Raw genomic sequence first — 16,919 nt, 5'->3', positions numbered from 1 at the left:
TCTTACCACCTGTAATGCGCAAAGGCCTTATTCGCCTCAGCCATACGATGGGTATCTTCTTTCTTCTTGAAGGCCGCTCCCTTCTCATGATAGGCATCTAGAAGCTCACCTGCCAGCCTTTCTGCCATAGACTTCTCTCCCCTGGCCTTGGCGTAGCCCACAAGCCACCTAATTGCCAGAGCCTGCCTTCTTTCTGGGCGAACCTCGACTGGCACCTGATATGTAGCTCCACCTATCCTTCTAGATCGCACCTCTACTATTGGCTTCACATTCTCCAGGGCCTTCTCAAAAACCTTCAGCGGGTCCTCCTTAGCCCTTTTAGCTATTATGTCCATGGCACTATAAAAAATCCTACGGGCAAGACTTTTTTTGCCCTTCCTCATAATGCCGTTTATAAATTTTGCCACAATCACACTGTTGTATTTTGGATCCGGCATTATTGGCCTTTTTGGGACTTCTCTCCTTCTTGGCATTTAACCAACCCCTATTTCTTTACTTTGGCCTCTTAGTCCCATACTTCGAACGGGACTTCTTCCTATCCTGGACGCCCAAGGCATCAAGCGTCCCCCTAATAATATGATATCTCACACCAGGAAGATCCTTAACACGACCTCCACGTATCAAAACTACTGAGTGCTCCTGGAGGTTGTGCCCTATCCCTGGAATATACGATGTAACTTCGATTCCGTTGGTAAGGCGGACCCTGGCCACCTTCCTCAGTGCAGAATTCGGCTTTTTAGGCGTTGTAGTGTACACACGAGTACACACTCCCCTTTTCTGAGGGCATGACTCCAATGCTGGACTTTTGGTCTTTTTCTTGATCTTGAGTCTTCCTTTTCTTACCAACTGATTAATTGTAGGCATTGTCTACTCCAGTATCTTCCTGGTTTTAAAAACAAAAAATTCTTTTCCGACACCTTTTCTCGTTACTCAGTATCGGAATATTTTTGGTCATCCCACGCTGAAAGCCCGCTTTTAATACTGGACAAGATGAAAGATGTCAAGTCCTTTGAGCCATAGTTTTCCATTTTTTTTTTTTTATGTATATTCTTTTTACAAAAAATGAGGTATCACGCCTTGGCATATTTATTCGATTTTACCTTCAGAGTCAATTCTTCAGGCTATAAGCAGCCAGTTTACTACTGGGCAGCTGGACTCTGCGCCTATTTTCAGGATACATTTCTATCTCGTTTGTTGCCTCTACCTCTGGGACCACTCATGTCAGCTTCCTTCGGCCATCTTAGCCCTACACCACCCCAGATACTCTACTGCCCTAGCGATAATCAACTGTCAGCCTCCATTCTCTCAACACCGTCCCATTATACCTCAAATAAATCAGACCTAATGAGCCTATACCACAGTCTCTATAGACGCGGTATTTTCATGGATGGGAGGCGTAAACCAATTAATCTTTTCTCACCTCATAATGGAATTCAGCTATTCGTAATCTCTGTCTATTCCAGATCTGTTAGAGCCGTCTTTTTTCTAACACATGTCTGTAAAATTGGAGTATTAACATGAATTGTCTTATTATAAACGCAGGAAATACCACAATTAAACTAGCTTTGTTCAAAAAAGGGCAAATACAAAAAAAGACTTTTATCAATACTAGGGAATTGACCTCGGTCCATCATCTGTTTAGCGTTTTGAAAGACTGGGGAATCCTTGAAAAAAAAGATGAAGAAGGAGTTCAACAGGTATTCATTGCCTCAGTGGTTCCAGAAAAGGATGCCATTTTTTTACATTTTTCAAAAGGCTTTCTTGGAATTACTCCAATATTCATCTCATCAGAATTAAACACTGGTATTTCTATTGACTATGGCTCTAATGCAACCCTTGGAGCAGACAGACTCGCCAATGCAGTTGCCGCATTCAAAATCTATAGACAAAATGTCCTGGTAGTAGATATAGGTACAGCAATAAATTTTGATTGTGTTACCAGGGATGGAGTCTTTATTGGTGGTGCCATAGCCCCAGGCCTTTGGATCGCCCAAAAGGCTCTTTCTATGAACGCCAGTAAATTACCACCAATTGACTTAACTGATTTTTCTGGCGAGCCTTTAGGAAAAGATACTGTTTCATGCATAAAATCAGGGTTGATCTTTGGATTTGCAGGGTTGATAGACAGACTCTCTCAGGAAATCTCCTCGCAGCTCACCTATCCAACAAGGATTATTGCAACAGGTGGAGGAGCATCATTACTTTTGCCCTATTCAAATACTATTGAGGAATATGTCCCAGATCTCACTATTCAAGGAATATTCTATATTGGTCTAATGAACTCATGAATACCTATTGGAAGTTGGTCAATTCCTCTTTAAAAAACGTTGGACTTTTGTAGTAAGTTCCGAGACAGAAAAAGGCTTTGCTATAAAATCTAGAACCCCTTCACGCTTTAGCTGCATTACTTTATTTTTGTCCACGTAGCCGCTTGAAATTACAACTCTGATATTTTGATCTACTTCTTTCAACAACCTAAAGGTTTCAAGTCCGCTCATACCTGGCATTAACATATCGAGTATCACAAGGTCTATCTCCCCTTTTTTCTTCTTATAAATCTCCACGGCTGCGGCGCCATTTGATGCAGTAATAACAGAATATCCCTTTGCCTCAAGGACCTCTTCAAGTAGATCACGGAGCATTGCCTCATCATCAACCACTAGGATTTTCCCAGGCAAATTTGTATTCAAATAACAAGTCTGTTTTGGCTCCTGCCTTATATCCTCCCTTGGGTCAAGGCTAGATTCCTCTTTGACTGGAAAATAAAGTGTAAAGATGCTTCCTTTATTGGGTTCGCTTTCCAAACCTATAAGACCTTCATGGGATTCTAAAATGCCATATACCATTGACAAACCAAGTCCAGTAGCTTCACAAGAGTCCCTGGTACTAAAAAATGGTTCAAAGATTTTTGAACCATATTCTGCTGAAATACCCTTGCCAGTATCTTTCACTTCTATCGCCAGGTAGTCAGCATGGCCTTTTTTAGGTAGTATCCTAGTGGCATTTCGTGGAATTTCTCTTTCTTTAATAAAGAATGTTCTAATCTCGACGAGACCTTTCGGCTCATTTGGATTCAACTCTTCAATAGCCTGAACGGCATTCAAACAAATATTCATTATCGCATGTTCAACATCTGCTCTGGTGGCTAAAAGCTTAGGTAGGCCTGGAGTCAAATTTAACTTCAATTCAATTCCTTTGTTGACTCCCTGCTTCAGTATATCCACAACTCCTATTACACAGTCATTCAGATCAAATTCTATTTTCTGCTTATATCCTTTTGCAGAAAATGCCATCAAGCGCTCAACCAATTTTGATGCCCGCCTAGCAGCATGTTCAATCAAATCTACATACTGAGAGTCAGATTCCCCTTTCAATACGCCTTTAAGAAGAGATGCATATCCGACTATGCTTCCCAATATATTATTAAAGTCATGGGCTACTCCTGCTGCAAGCGTGGCCAGGGCCTCCATCTTTTGAGCATGTCGAAGTTGGGCGTTTCTCTCTTCAAGCTCTCTTTGAGCATATCTAATTTCAGTAATATCATGGAGGATTGTCAGTGAAACTTCTTCCTCTCTGTCATCGAGACGAACAGGTGTACAAATCACCGCATAAATCTTATCGTCGTTAGGACAGGTTATCTCATGCCTAACTATCTTTTTTGACAATATAACTTCTTTGTGTCTACACCATGAACATGGGGCATCCTTTTGGAAAAAGGCCTCATGACACTTTTCTCCAACTGCTGAGCGTCCTAGGTATCGTACCATGGAAGGATTCATATATTTTATTGTGAAATCATTCCCACACACATATACTAAATCTTCCATGGCCTCTACGAGGGCTTTAAAATAAGCTTCTTTCATGTCTCCCTCAGCCTTTCTTGCTATTTAGCCTTATTGGCTTTGTCCAATTCTTCTAAGATTATTTCGACCTGAAAGGAGGCTGCACCCTTTGAGATAGATAAAAGCGACTCTCTAGCCTTTTTGCCTATATTCTGTCTCAAGACCGGATCCTTGAGAAGCCTATTAATTACCTCAAAGAGTTCATTTGAATCACGTACAGTAATACCTCCACCCTCTCTTTGCAAGATTGATGCTGCCTCCTCAAAGTTGGAGGTAGAAGGGCCAAATATTACTGGACACCCCCAAGAGGCAGGTTCCATAAGATTCTGCCCTCCCTTAGGTACAAGGCTACCTCCAACAAATGCACAATCAGCTATACCATAGAGATCATATAGAGGGCCAATAACATCTACTACAATCCAATCATGGCTTCTCTTTTTCCCCAGTTCCAATTGCGACCAAAGATCAAATCCAATTCCTCTCTTTTCTAACACCTTCAATACACAAGGAATTCTATCAAGATGTCTGGGGACAATAAAGCAGACAAGGTGAGGATGTTCCTTTTTTGCCCTCGCTCCTGCATCAATTATTGGCTCCTCCTCTCCTCCCCTGATACTTCCAGCACAAAATACAAGCTCCTTTTGCCCAAGTCCCAATCTGTCTTTGATAATTTTCTTTCGGTTTAGATCTGGTTTAGTAATGAGACCTTCATACTTTGCATTTCCAGTGACTATTAAAGACTGATGAGAAGCACCTATTTTTTCAAATCGATCTTTATAAGTCTCATTAATTACACATATTTTTGAAAAACTATTTAATACCGGACGAAAAATTCCCCCTAGCCTCTTATAGGCCTTAAAGGACTTTTCTGAAAGGCGTCCGTTTAGGAGTATGCAATTTGTACCCTTTTCTTTTAGCCCCAATATTAAATTGGGCCAAAGTTCTGTCTCTATTCCCCCATAAACAGTGGTTTTTATCTGGCTCAACAACCTACTTATTACCTGGGGAAAGTCTAAAGGAAATACCATCAACGAACACTTTTCGCTGAGTCTAGTCCTAAGCCTTATAAGCCCCTGAGGAGTTGTGGATGAAACGAGGAGCTTTAAGTCGGGTCGTATCCTCAAAAGAGAATCTACCAGGACCTCACATACTGCAACTTCACCTACGGAAACTGCGTGAAGCCAGCAATCATAGATCTCGTTTCCAAATGACCTATTCAGAAAAAATCTTTGCCTCCAAAGGTCTTCCTCATCACCCACCTTTGAAAGCCCCTTAATAACTGGTGATGAAGCATAATATAATAGGCTAGATAAGGTCCTGTATACCTTAAGGCCCAGGGGAACCTGTCTTTTTTTGACGCAGTGCTTCATAAAGTACAATGCCGCTTGCCTGTGATACATTGAGGGACTGAATTGAACCCTCTAATGGTATGGAAACCAGCGTTTCGCAAAGAGAGCGAATTGTCTTTCTAAGACCCTTTTCTTCAGATCCTAAAATCAATATTGCCTTCTGATTCAAGTCCTCTTGCCAAACAAATTGCTTTGCCTCTGGAGCTAACCCCACCAGTTTCCAACCATATTCCTTACATTTTGTCAAAAAGCGCCTGAGATTCTCACAATAAACAATATTACAAAGGGCAATAGCCCCTGATGAGGCCTTTGCAACAGTCCCGGTTACAGGCGCAGATCCACGCCTTTGAGTGACTATGAGATTAACCCCCATAGCCACCGCCCCTCTTAAAATTGCACCAAAATTCTGGGGATCTGTAATCTCATCACATGCCAATATAGGAGTTTGATGCTCGCGTGGAGCTTTGATCACATCATTTAGGCATCTTTCTTCATCGAGTTCCCAAATTCGCTGAACTTTTGCGGCAATTCCTTGATGAACTGTGCCCGAAGGAATTCCCATTTCAGCTAGCCTTGAAATTTCTCTGACTGAAATACCTTTTTTGTGCAATAAATCTATCAAAGACCGTTCGCGTTTTTTTCTCCCAAATTTTGGGATATGGCCTACCTCAATTAAGGCATCAGGTCTTGAGCATGCAAACTCCCTTACTGGGTGAAATCCCCAAATTACCAGATGCTGTGTCTTTTGGGCTTTTTCCATTACAAAAATTTTTTTATCTGATGTAGTACGCGTTTTTTACAACATCTGTTGGACATTATTATGGCCTTCATGTAAGAAACAGCTAAATCCAACTCATCATTTACTATTATGAAATCGTATTCATCCATGGCCTCTAGTTCTCTTCTAGCATTCTCAAGCCTGAGCGCTAAAGATTCCTCAGTCTCTGTACCTCTGCCTTCAAGACGCCTTTTTAACTCTTCCATAGATGGTGGGGCAATAAATACATACACTCCGCCGTTATAACTTGATCTTATTGATCTGGCACCTTGAACATCTACGTCTAAAATCACATCAATCCCTTGAGCCAGGGCATTTTCCACAGCAGATCTACTCGTACCGTAGAGGTCAGAGTGCACTTTTGCCCATTCCAAAAAGGCGCCCTTTTCAATTAACTTTTGAAACTCCCCCTTGGAAACGAAGTGATAATCCACTCCATCCACTTCTCCGACTCTGGGGGGCCTTGTGGTGTGAGAGACGCTGAAGGCCACATTGTTAAGTTCTTTTAAAACCCTTTTGAGAATTGTGGTCTTGCCAGCCCCTGATGGAGCTGAGACTACAAAAACTTCTCCTTTCATAGCAAAAATTAATCCTGAGGATCTTTCTCTTCAATTTTAGTGAGCAGATCTGCAGAAAGCCTATTTGCTATAGTCTCTGCCTGAATAGCAGATAGAATAACATGATTACTATCGGTCACTATGATGGACCTTGTCCTACGCCCCTGAGTTGCATCAATAAGCCTATTGTTTACCTTGGCCTCTTCGCGTATACGCTTCATAGGTGCTGATGATGGCTGTACAATGGCCACGACCCTATCTGCAACAACACTATTTCCAAATCCGATGTTTAATATCTTACATTTACATGCCATAATAGATCTCCTTTTCGTTCTTTTTTATTTGTCATTTGAAGTGAATAATATGAGGTCAAATTATATTTTGAACCTGTTCCCTAAGCTTTTCCAATTCTCCTTTGGCCTCTACAACCATTTGAGAAATCTGCGCATCCTGGGCTTTGGATGAAATTGTATTGATCTCGCGAAACAGTTCCTGGAGCAGGAAGTCAAGACGTCTTCCAACAGCACCCTTTTCATCCATGAGTTCTAAAAAACGTTTACAGTGACTCTTGGCTCTGACTAATTCTTCTGTAATATCCAGTCGATCTGCCAAAACGGCAAATTCATGTAAAAGCCTATCTTCAATTATGGGAGTATCTTCTAAAATAGCAGCAATCCTCTGCCTCAAAGCCTCTTTTTGGACAGAAAATACCTCTTTTTTCCGTTTCTCAACGCTATTTATAAGGCTTTTCACAGTCTCTATGCGTTTTCTGAGATCAGTTTCAAGGCTCGATCCCTCTGCTTCTGATTGCCTCCTAGCTGCATCCAAGAGCCTGTCAAGCTCAGGTGAAATGAAGCCCCAAATCAAATCAATGTCAATATCTTCTTGTTCTTGAGTAATTGCATCCCTGAAAAGCATGAGCAAATCAACTATACTTAATTCTCCCTTTAATCCGCTATGATTTTTTATATCATCGACGGCCTTAAGGTATGCATCCACTGCCCCTGTGTCTGCCTTAAAGCACGGCCTAAAAACACTTTTTCCTTCCAATGAGATAATTAGGTCCACCTTTCCTCTTTCATGGACCTCACTCACCTTTTGCCTGATTTTTTCCTCAATTGGGGTCATCCACCGTGGCATCCTAATATGTACGTCCAGATACCTGTGATTAACCGAACGAAATTCCATTTTAACAGCAAAAGATTCTTCCACCTTCTCAATTCTCGCAAAGGTGGTCATGCTTCTAAGCAACTAGAAGTACCTCCTTTCGTAAACATTCAGTAAACCCCGTCGTGCCACTTTCAACTCAACACTCAAAACCCAAAACTTTTATAAGTTTGTTCCTTCAACTCAAAACTCAACACTCAAAACTCAAAACTTTTTAAGAAAGGTGGTCATGCTTCGAAGCAACTAGAGGTACCCCCTTTCTTTCAATTCATTTAGGTATGATTGCCTTACACCGTTCCAAAATTCAATGGATTCAGGGGAAGCGTAATCTGGATAGGTCCACTGAAGCGCCCTAAAACTCCCCTGCTTAAAAATTAAGGTCAGATCTGCAAACACACCTTCCCCAAGATAAATCCTGTGTGTGTAATTCTTTCCCGTTGCAAGAATCAACCTCTCTAAGGTCAATATACCTGGATCAATATTAAATTTACGTCTACCGTCTACAGAGTTTTGATATTCTAACTTATGTACACCAAGTTTCACGTTTTTCAAGTAATTCTGAGGTACGAGCTTTTTAAAGCTATAAAAACGTCGAACCAGATCAGTCCCGAATTCAGGCCTATAATAGTCAGTTTGATTAAAAGGAAGCACACTGGAAGCCTGCTCGATCTCCCCCCATAGATCAGTACAAAGGGTACAGGCCTCTTCAAGAAGCTCGACAGTCTTTGCAAAGATACTCATCACAAGCTTTCCAGGAAATGGCTCTCTTAACTCACTCAAATGCCTTTTCAACCCCCTGAAGCAATTCTTCCTGGGAAAGAGTTGCCGTACCTACCTTTCCCACTACAATACCGCCTGCGATATTGGCTAAGAAACTAGCTTCTAGAAGATTTAACCCCATAGACATCCCAAGGGCTAAAGTAGCTATTACTGTATCTCCTGCTCCTGTGACATCGAAGACTTCCCTTGCCATTGTGGGGATGTGATACGGGACATCTCCGCTTTCAAAGACTGCCATACCTTTTTCTCCAAGGGTGACCAAAACAGCACCGACCTGGACCTCGTCTCTCAATTTCTTCATCAATACGTCCAGGGATATTTTTTCTTCGAATATCTGGGCCATAGAAAGAGCTTCTTTTTTATTTGGGGTGATTACGTCAACCCCATTATAAATCATTACATTTTGAGGTTTGGGATCGACAATTATAGGGATATGATATTTTTTTGATTCAGAAACCAAAAAATCCATAAGACCCTTACATACAACCCCTTTGGCATAGTCTGAGATCACAATACACGAAGAATCCCTTAAATTCTCATGAATGAGAGTGCAGAGCATATCAATATGCTCTGCTGAGACACGTGTGGTATCCTCTCTATCAACCCGTATGAGCTGCTGGCCACGTGCAATGACTCTCATCTTTTGGGTTGTAGGGCGCTCACTATCTACAATGCCATGCCAAGAGATTTCAAGATTGCGTAGTAATTCTTTAAACTCTGCAGCAGGTCCATCTTTTCCCACAATGCCTGAAAGATCGACCTTCCCAGAAAGCGCAGATATATTTTGTGCCACATTTGCAGCACCACCGAGGTGAAATTCTTCTTTTTCCACGCTCACCACTGGGACTGGAGCTTCTGGAGAAATCCTGTCTGAGTCTCCCCAGATATAATGATCCAACATGCAATCACCAATCACAAAGATTTTTGCATCACTAAATCCATAGATTGCGTGAAAAAGACGATCTTTTGAAATATCAGTTGGCTTTAGATTGGTCCCTTGAATAATCATCCAAAGTCATTGCCTCGTCGATTAACATAACTGGGATGTCATCTTTTATCGGATATACTAATGAACACGTGTTACAAATCAACCCATCTTGTTTTTTTGTGATCTTTAATTCCCCTTTACATTTTGGACACACGAGTATATCAAGTAGGGCTTGGCTCACTGCCATATTATCCATACTCCTTGAGACAAAAGTTTCAAAGGAATCTTAAACCAGCCTGGATTAAAAAGAAAGGCCAAAAATCATGGGTAAAAATGCAGTTTTTTTAGATCGTGACGGCACAATCATCGAAGATGTAAACTATCTTTCAGATCTACGTGATATCACTTGGATAAAAGGAGCAAAAGAATCCATAAAGGCCCTTAATGAAGCAGGTTACCAAGTCGTTATTGTTACGAACCAATCAGGTATTGCACGGGGCCTTTTAGATGAAAGTCTTTTACAAAGGGTGCATCAGGCGATTAACGATGATCTAAGGCATTTAGGAGCACATATTGACGCATTTTATTATTGCCCACACCATCCAGATATAGGATCGCCCCAATATAAAAAAATTTGTTCCTGTCGAAAGCCTGAGCCAGGCCTTATATACCAAGCATCACAAGACATGGACATTGACCTTGAAAGGTCTTTTTTAATTGGAGATAATCTACGGGATATTGAAGCGGGATTGAGGGCAGGACTTACCCCCATACTGGTACTCACTGGTAAAGGAAAAGATTTTAAAGAAAGGATTTTAACTGTCCCAACTTATAAATCTATAAAGATATTTCCATCAATAGTTGAGGCAACTCGATGGATATTGACTTCGACATGGTGTTTTTGAGCGAATAATGGCAAAAGAAATAGAAAAACTCTGGAGCATAATTCGTCCGTATTCCAAGAGGGTCTTAATTGCCATCTTCTTTAGTCTCATTGTATCAGGGGTAAATGGGGCTATTGCATGGCTCGTAAAGCCAGCCATGGATTACATATTTGTGGAAAAACGTTACGAACTCTTATGGATACTTCCTTTTGGGATCTTAGGACTTTACATCCTTAGGGGACTAGGTTCCCTTCTCCAAGCCTATTACATGCAGACCTCCGGATTCAAGCTCATCCGTGATATGAGAGTGCGATGTTTTGAAACCATTATGGATCTTCCCTTCTCCACTGTACAAAAATGGTCATCTGGCGAGATGATTTCAAGAGTAATGTCGGATATAGGGCTATTGAGCAAAATACTTTCAGATAGCTTCAAAACCTTTCTAGTCCAGATACCTTCTCTCATTGTGCTCATGGGCGTAGCCATATACCGAAAGTGGGACCTCACACTCTTAAGCTTTGTCATGCTCCCTATAATTGCAATAGTCACCAAGCATATGAGCCAGTTTCTGAAAAATAAGAGAAAAGATGTACAACAAGCCACGGCTCTACTCACACATCGGATGAATGAAGCAATTCAGGGAATAAAAGTTATCAAGATATTTACTCTCGAACTAATAAAGACAAAACAATTCAAAACCGCGAGTCAAGTTCACTACCATCAAAATGCCAGACTCATAAGGATAAAAGAAGGGACAAAATTTTTAACCGAACTACTCTCTGGGGTGGCCGTGAGCATCATTATTGGCTACGGAGGCTACCTGGTGGTAAAGGGGAAAATGACCTCTGGTGACTTTTTTTCTGTTCTGACGGCAATTGTCATGGCCTTTGCTCCTTTGAAAAAGCTAGGGAAATCCTATGGAACATTCCAGGAGTCTGTTGGAGTATTGGAGAGAATAGAAGACTTTTTGGCATTAAAGCCTGAAGACAGCGGGGATATAGTGGCTGCACCCTTAAAAAAAGGAATAACCTTTAAAAATGTAACATTTTCATATCCAGGTACCAACGAGTTGGTCTTAAATGGTATCAATCTCTTCATCCCTAAGGGTAAGACATTTGCTATAGTGGGACCAAGTGGTGCAGGTAAGAGCACTCTTGTGGATCTGATCCCGCGTTTTTTCGATCCAACAACAGGCCAAATCCTATGGGATGATTTGGATCTCAAAGACTTGGATACAAAGAGCCTCAGGAGATTAATAGGCCTTGTTACCCAGGATATAGTCCTTTTTGGAGACACAATCAGGGAAAATATTGCCTATGGGAGAAGTGATGCCACAGATAAAGAGATAGAAGAGGCGGCTCGTATGGCTCAAGCACACGATTTTATAAAGAATCTTCCCCAGGGCTATGATACCGTCCTTGATGAAAGGGGATTGAATCTCTCAGGAGGACAACGCCAGAGAATCGCTATTGCTAGGGCCCTCCTAAAAGATCCCCCTCTTCTCATATTGGATGAGGCAACAAGTGCCCTTGACACCTTATCTGAACAAGGAGTTCAAGAGGCCCTCAAGATTGCCAAAAAAGGAAGGACCACTATTACAATTGCACACAGACTCAGCACCATACAGGATGCAGATCTTATTGCAGTAATGGACAATGGAAAAATCGTGGATATTGGTTCACATAAGGAGCTAATTTCAAAGAGTTCACTCTATAGAGACCTTTACAGGCAGTGGGAACAATAACCTAAATCCTGCACGGCAAAAGGGGGCAAAATTGTTTTTTAAGCATTATATCAGCCAGTTGCTTGCCAAAAACCATAGCTTTAATCTTCACTGTTTAAGTGAATATGGAACCCATTTTGGTTTTGCCCCCTTTTGCCACCCTTCGGGAGTGGCGAGTTTGCCCAATCTTCTTTGTTGCTCGGAGCTCGACGTACCAAAGTACGCCTTCGCCCCTCGCGCCTCGAATCTTGGGCAAACTCGCCAATTGCAGGATTTAGGAATAACTAAACTGTAGAGAGGTTTGTTTTTAACTCATGCGAATTCTCATTATACGCCCCAGTTCTATTGGAGATGTGGTCATGGCCTCCCCAGTACTCAAGGCCCTCAAGAATGGATATAAAGGTGCCGAAATCCACTGGCTCATAAACCCTGCTCTAATTGATCTTTTAAGGGATAATCCCTATGTAGATTCCCTCATCCCATGGAACAAAGCCCTTTGGAATAGACAGATCAAGGAATTTCACCTGATTCGCCTCTGTAGTGAAATAATGTCCTTTAAAAAAAACCTTTCAAGACACCAATACGACCTCTGCCTTGACCTCCAAGGTCTTTTTCGAAGCAGATTCCTCGCCTATCTCTCAAGGGCAAAGGAGCGAATTGGCTTTGACTCAAAGGAGCCTGGTAGATTTTTTATGACAAAGGTCATATCTAAAGGGCCTCAGAATCTCGAAATGAGTTCTGAATATCTATATATGTTAAAGGAACTGGGAATTAAGGTAGAAGACCCCCTCCCATTTCTCGTGGTCCCCAATGTATCTAAAGAAAGGGCAAAGTCCATAATAGATGCCCATGGAATTAAAGGACCTTTTTTCGTATTCGCACCCTTTACTACAAGACCACAAAAACATTGGATAGATGACAGGTGGAAATCACTTGGAATGAAGCTTGCAAAACATTACGGGATCCCCTCAGTAATACTCGGAGGCAGAGGTGACAAGCAAAAAGGTGATGCGATCTCAAATGGGACAGGAAATCTCATCTATAACCTCTCTGGCAAGACAAATCTTGTTGAAAGCGCTGCCATTGTCTCTATGGCAAAATTGGTCATCGGAGTAGATACTGGCTTAACTCATATGGGAACAGCATTCAAGCGCCCTACTGTAGCGCTCTTTGGTGCAACTAGACCATATCTATATACCAAATGGCCCAAGACCAAGGTATTATATGTCAAAAGGGAGTGCTCGCCCTGCAAAAGAAGTCCTACCTGCAACCAAGCGTTTCCATGTATGTCTGATATTACGGTTAACATGGTGTTGAAGACAGTGGAGGGAATCATTTGAAGCTAACCCATCACATGGCATCCGTTCCCCTACACGTCCTTCACATTGAGACTGGAAAAAACTTTTACGGCGGCGCTCTCCAGGTCCTCTATCTTATAAGGAATCTAAAGGGGAAAGGCATAAAAAACACCCTAATTGCCCCATTGGGAAGCGAAATCCTTAAGCGTGCAATGGATGAGGGCATAAAGTGTAGCCCTACAGAATTTTCAGGAGAACTCGACCCAAGGCTCCTTTTTAGGATCATATACCTAGTAAAAAAAATCAAGAAGGAAACAAGACCTATTATCCATATCCACAGCAGACGTGGAGCAGATCTATGGGGCGTCCTGGCTGGGGTCATAACCAATACCCCCTATATCATTACCCGGAGGGTGGACAATCCAGAACTAGGCAGCCTTGCAAGATTGAAGTATAGAAGGGCTGAAAAGGTCGTCGCAATTTCAAGAGCGATTTTTAATATCCTAAAGGCGTATGGAATTGATGAAGAAAGGCTTATGCTAATTCCAAGTGCTGTAGACACCAGTATTTATAGGCCACATTGCGAAAGAAACTGGTTTTTAAAGGAATTTGGTATTCATCCCTCTCAGAAGACCGTTGGCATGGTGGCGCAGTTTATTCCAAGGAAAGGGCATAGTTATGTAATTGAGGCAATTCCCAATATTTTAAGAAAGGCCCCCAATACCAAATTCATTTTCTTTGGACAAGGCCCCCTTGAACAGGAGATTAAGCGTCTTTCCCAAAGACATGGAGTCTACGACAACTGTATATTTGCAGGATTTAGAAAGGATATGCACCGCATTTTTCCCTGTCTCGATTGTCTGGTCCATCCTGCTCTCATGGAGGGATTAGGAGTTTCGGTGCTTCAGGCAATGGCTTGTAGGGTACCAGTAGTGGCAACGAATACAGGGGGGCTCAGTGATATTGTAGAGGATAAAAAAACTGCACTATTAATAAAAAGGTCCAATATGTCAAAGGACATCCAAGATAAGCTCCTTATTTTATTGAATGACCAAAATGCCGACCTTAAAAAATCCATAGTAAACAATGCCTTTAAAAAGATACATGAAACATTTTCAATTGAAAAGATGGTAGATGCATATGTAAATTTATATAAAGTCGTGTATTCTTAATATTGATTACAATCAAATAAATGAAAAATTATAGAAAGGCAATGAAGTTAATTTATTTAAGCACAAGTAAACTTCATAGAAATAGGGCAAATCTCATTCAGACCCTTTATACCGTATCAGCCATATCAAAAAAAAACTGTTATATCGATCTATATTTACCTCCAGTCAAAAAAGGCATAGACATTGACAGTCGTCTAAAAGATATCGGTATTGAAAAGACATTTAATATTTTCCCTACTCAGCTTTTACACTCAAGATGGAAAATATTAAATTATTTGCCTCTCTGTTTAAAGATGAAAAGGATACAAAAAGATTACGATAATATTCTCATAAGATCTTATTATCTAAGTAAGGCACTAATAACGTTTAGAATACCCCACATATTTGAAGTTCATAATGTAGAACAACTAGAAAATGAGGGAATCCTTTCACTCATCATAAATGCGTATAATAACGGTATAATCAGGTACCTCATATCAATAAGTAAGTCAGCTTCCCATTCTTTGATAAAAAAGGGGGCGAATCCTGATAGAATATCAATTATTCCATGTGGTGTTGATTACAAACACTTTTCCTCCATACCTCTACCACAAAAGGCCCGATTCGCCAGACCTAGGATCATGTACATTGGAAGAATTAGTAACGACAGAGGATTAGAGATATTTAAAGGGCTTGCGCAAAGTGGTATTGGCAAAGTAACCCTTGTAGGTGATTTGGAAACTCCAGAGGCAGACGTAGGGACCACTGGCAATCTGGAGTTACACCCCTTTGTTCCCCATAGAGATGTGATCAGATGGTATGAAAAATGCGACATTGTACTCTTACCCTATCAGCCTCATTTAACAACTGCTAAGTCCTTTAGCCCCTTAAAACTTTTTGAGGCCATGGCAGCAGGGAGACCAATTATTGCTAGTGATCTTGAACCATTAAGAGAGATTATAGAAGATGGCGTAACAGGGCTGTTAGTAGAACCAACCAATTTAGAGGCGTGGAAAAATGCTTTATTAAGATTGAAACAGGATCCAGATTTGGCAATGAGCCTTGGACAAAACGCTAGACAAAGGGCAAGACTCTATTCATGGGAAAATCGGGCTGAAAAGATCTTGGAGTTTATATCAGGGAAAAATGGATAGTCTAAAAAGATATACTTCGTCATTGGGATTGATAGGTCTATATGTCTTCTCTTTTTTTTCGCTTAACAGCATCACCTTTTCAGGAGTTGGCCTCATCTTTATGCTCATTGCCATGCCATTTGAGAAAACTAGGCTTCTCAAACTGATTCGAACTCCTCTATTTATACTTGCCTGTATCTCCATTGGATTTTTGGTAGTTAGGACCCTATTTTCAATCCTAGAAATTCCTGAAATCAAGGATCAACACATAGAGGATGCATTAAAATTTGGCAGATTATGGCTCTTTTTGGTAATTGCCTTTTGGATAAACGGAAGCACTAAACTTGCCTTAAGAGTGCTTTTTCTTGCTTTCATCGGATTTATTGTAGGAATGATCTCATCCATAGATACTGATCTCCTAACCACCATTATAAAAGGAGAGAGAACAGGTTTTCATCTTAGGATCACTCCTTTTGGCTTGTATAGTGCCACCATCATTACTGGACTGATAATCTTCTCAAAAAGGTTAATTGCTAATTCCTTTAAGAGAAAAATGAACTTTTTTATCCTTTTTGGAATTACAATTGCTATTGTCTTGCTCCTTGAAGGCCTTATAGCTACCCAGGCAAGGGGGGCATGGCTTGCCTTTGCACTGGTTTTTCCTGTGGTGGTGTTTTCCATATTGAAAAAATCAGATCTCACCCATGCTCACAAACAGGCCCTTTCAGTGGCAATGGCCTTAACAATTTGTCTCTTTGTATTTATTATAGCACTTAATTTTGAAATTATTAAAAATAGATTCTTAGGCCAGATAGAGACATTCACCCAAAACAGAGAATATATAATAGAAAAGGTCCCAGAGACTGGCATTGGTCAAAGACTTCACCTATATTCCTTTGCCATTCAAAAATGGAGAGAACATCCAATATTTGGCTGGGGTACTGGTACAACCCAATACCTAATTTCCCATAGTCAGAGAGAGGATCTAAAGATAAATAGTTGGAAGGGTGGAAGGGTATGGTTTGATCATCTACATAGCACTTATCTTGAATTCCTTGTAAGATTTGGCCTGATTGGTACGGGATTGCTATTTGCTTCAATTTTTATTCTTTTAAAAGAGGTGATAAATGCCTATAAAAAAGGGGCACTTCCTTTTGATATCTTTCTATTCACAATTTCATCATGGGCCATGGCAGCAATCTGGTGTCTCTTTGACTTTAGGCTGCTACACTGGGACTGGCGTTTTTATTGGATGATAATAAGTGGAGTTGGAACCAGCTTTGTCCTCAAAAAAGACTGATTTAGCGTTTTTTGGCTTTAGAGGTGGAA

Annotated in this window: 18 protein-coding genes; 7 read left to right on the top strand and 11 right to left on the bottom strand. The window is 41.0% G+C overall.

The window, feature by feature from the left end:
* Window positions 1-2: 2 nt before the first annotated feature.
* Together rpsG and rpsL are read right to left on the bottom strand one after the other, a co-directional pair.
* The gene (gene rpsG / locus DBT_RS07275; protein WP_067618462.1) at window positions 3-473 is read right to left on the bottom strand and encodes a 30S ribosomal protein S7; all 471 of its coding nucleotides are present in this window, start codon (window positions 471-473) and stop codon (window positions 3-5) included.
* Window positions 474-492: 19 nt separating this feature from the next.
* Window positions 493-864 (bottom strand): 30S ribosomal protein S12, encoded by a 372-nt coding sequence (rpsL, locus tag DBT_RS07270; protein WP_067618459.1) that lies wholly within the window; start codon window positions 862-864, stop codon window positions 493-495.
* Window positions 865-1,517: 653 nt separating this feature from the next.
* Here rpsL and DBT_RS07265 point away from each other — a divergent pair.
* Complete coding sequence (locus tag DBT_RS07265) at window positions 1,518-2,288, top strand: type III pantothenate kinase (protein WP_067618456.1); 771 nt, start codon at window positions 1,518-1,520, stop codon at window positions 2,286-2,288.
* A gap of 18 nt (window positions 2,289-2,306) precedes the next feature.
* Here the strand turns inward: DBT_RS07265 and DBT_RS07260 are convergent, their stop codons facing one another.
* The 9 genes from DBT_RS07260 to DBT_RS07220 form a co-directional block, all read right to left on the bottom strand.
* Window positions 2,307-3,863 (bottom strand): PAS domain-containing hybrid sensor histidine kinase/response regulator, encoded by a 1,557-nt coding sequence (locus tag DBT_RS07260; protein WP_067618453.1) that lies wholly within the window; start codon window positions 3,861-3,863, stop codon window positions 2,307-2,309.
* Window positions 3,864-3,883: 20 nt separating this feature from the next.
* Window positions 3,884-5,212: a 3-deoxy-D-manno-octulosonic acid transferase gene (locus DBT_RS07255; RefSeq protein WP_067618450.1), complete on the bottom strand. Its 1,329-nt coding sequence runs from the start codon at window positions 5,210-5,212 to the stop codon at window positions 3,884-3,886.
* Complete coding sequence (gene rlmB, locus DBT_RS07250) at window positions 5,169-5,951, bottom strand: 23S rRNA (guanosine(2251)-2'-O)-methyltransferase RlmB (protein WP_067618447.1); 783 nt, start codon at window positions 5,949-5,951, stop codon at window positions 5,169-5,171. Before rlmB ends, DBT_RS07255 begins: the two co-directional genes overlap by 44 nt.
* Entirely contained in the window at window positions 5,951-6,547 is a 597-nt protein-coding gene (gene gmk / locus DBT_RS07245; protein WP_067618445.1) for a guanylate kinase, read from the bottom strand. The genes rlmB and gmk overlap by 1 nt, the downstream gene beginning before the upstream one ends.
* Before the next feature lie 8 nt (window positions 6,548-6,555).
* On the bottom strand, window positions 6,556-6,840 hold the full coding sequence (locus DBT_RS07240; RefSeq protein WP_067618442.1) for a DUF370 domain-containing protein: 285 nt from the start codon (window positions 6,838-6,840) through the stop codon (window positions 6,556-6,558).
* A gap of 55 nt (window positions 6,841-6,895) precedes the next feature.
* Complete coding sequence (locus tag DBT_RS07235; protein ID WP_067618439.1) at window positions 6,896-7,777, bottom strand: YicC/YloC family endoribonuclease; 882 nt, start codon at window positions 7,775-7,777, stop codon at window positions 6,896-6,898.
* Window positions 7,778-7,936: 159 nt separating this feature from the next.
* The gene (locus DBT_RS07230; RefSeq protein WP_067618438.1) at window positions 7,937-8,473 is read right to left on the bottom strand and encodes a DUF4416 family protein; all 537 of its coding nucleotides are present in this window, start codon (window positions 8,471-8,473) and stop codon (window positions 7,937-7,939) included.
* Window positions 8,466-9,482 carry a D-glycero-beta-D-manno-heptose-7-phosphate kinase gene (rfaE1, locus tag DBT_RS07225; RefSeq protein WP_067618435.1) on the bottom strand — a complete coding sequence of 339 codons (1,017 nt, stop codon included), beginning with the start codon at window positions 9,480-9,482 and terminating at the stop codon, window positions 8,466-8,468. The genes DBT_RS07230 and rfaE1 overlap by 8 nt, the downstream gene beginning before the upstream one ends.
* Window positions 9,448-9,648, bottom strand: coding sequence for a Trm112 family protein (locus DBT_RS07220; RefSeq protein ID WP_067618432.1), 201 nt, complete (start codon window positions 9,646-9,648; stop codon window positions 9,448-9,450). Before DBT_RS07220 ends, rfaE1 begins: the two co-directional genes overlap by 35 nt.
* Window positions 9,649-9,724: 76 nt before the next feature.
* On the opposite strand from DBT_RS07220, the gene DBT_RS07215 reads away from it, so the two are divergent.
* The 6 genes from DBT_RS07215 (at window position 9,725) to DBT_RS07190 (ending at window position 16,890) form a co-directional block, all read left to right on the top strand.
* Window positions 9,725-10,306, top strand: a complete 582-nt coding sequence (locus DBT_RS07215) for a D-glycero-alpha-D-manno-heptose-1,7-bisphosphate 7-phosphatase (RefSeq protein ID WP_067618429.1) — start codon at window positions 9,725-9,727, stop codon at window positions 10,304-10,306.
* A 7-nt stretch (window positions 10,307-10,313) separates the two neighbouring features.
* Window positions 10,314-12,029, top strand: coding sequence for an ABC transporter ATP-binding protein (locus DBT_RS07210; protein ID WP_067618426.1), 1,716 nt, complete (start codon window positions 10,314-10,316; stop codon window positions 12,027-12,029).
* Window positions 12,030-12,322: 293 nt separating this feature from the next.
* Window positions 12,323-13,348: a glycosyltransferase family 9 protein gene (locus DBT_RS07205; RefSeq protein ID WP_067618423.1), complete on the top strand. Its 1,026-nt coding sequence runs from the start codon at window positions 12,323-12,325 to the stop codon at window positions 13,346-13,348.
* Window positions 13,345-14,478 (top strand): glycosyltransferase family 4 protein, encoded by a 1,134-nt coding sequence (locus DBT_RS07200; RefSeq protein ID WP_083186697.1) that lies wholly within the window; start codon window positions 13,345-13,347, stop codon window positions 14,476-14,478. Before DBT_RS07205 ends, DBT_RS07200 begins: the two co-directional genes overlap by 4 nt.
* A gap of 20 nt (window positions 14,479-14,498) precedes the next feature.
* The gene (locus tag DBT_RS07195; protein ID WP_067618421.1) at window positions 14,499-15,611 is read left to right on the top strand and encodes a glycosyltransferase family 4 protein; all 1,113 of its coding nucleotides are present in this window, start codon (window positions 14,499-14,501) and stop codon (window positions 15,609-15,611) included.
* On the top strand, window positions 15,604-16,890 hold the full coding sequence (locus tag DBT_RS07190) for an O-antigen ligase family protein (protein ID WP_067618419.1): 1,287 nt from the start codon (window positions 15,604-15,606) through the stop codon (window positions 16,888-16,890). The genes DBT_RS07195 and DBT_RS07190 overlap by 8 nt, the downstream gene beginning before the upstream one ends.
* Window positions 16,891-16,919 lie beyond the last annotated feature (29 nt).

This window comes from Dissulfuribacter thermophilus, from assembly GCF_001687335.1.
Classification (GTDB): domain Bacteria; phylum Desulfobacterota; class Dissulfuribacteria; order Dissulfuribacterales; family Dissulfuribacteraceae; genus Dissulfuribacter; species Dissulfuribacter thermophilus.
Note: the sequence above shows the minus strand (reverse complement) of the source record. Positions and strands in the feature narration are given on the sequence as shown.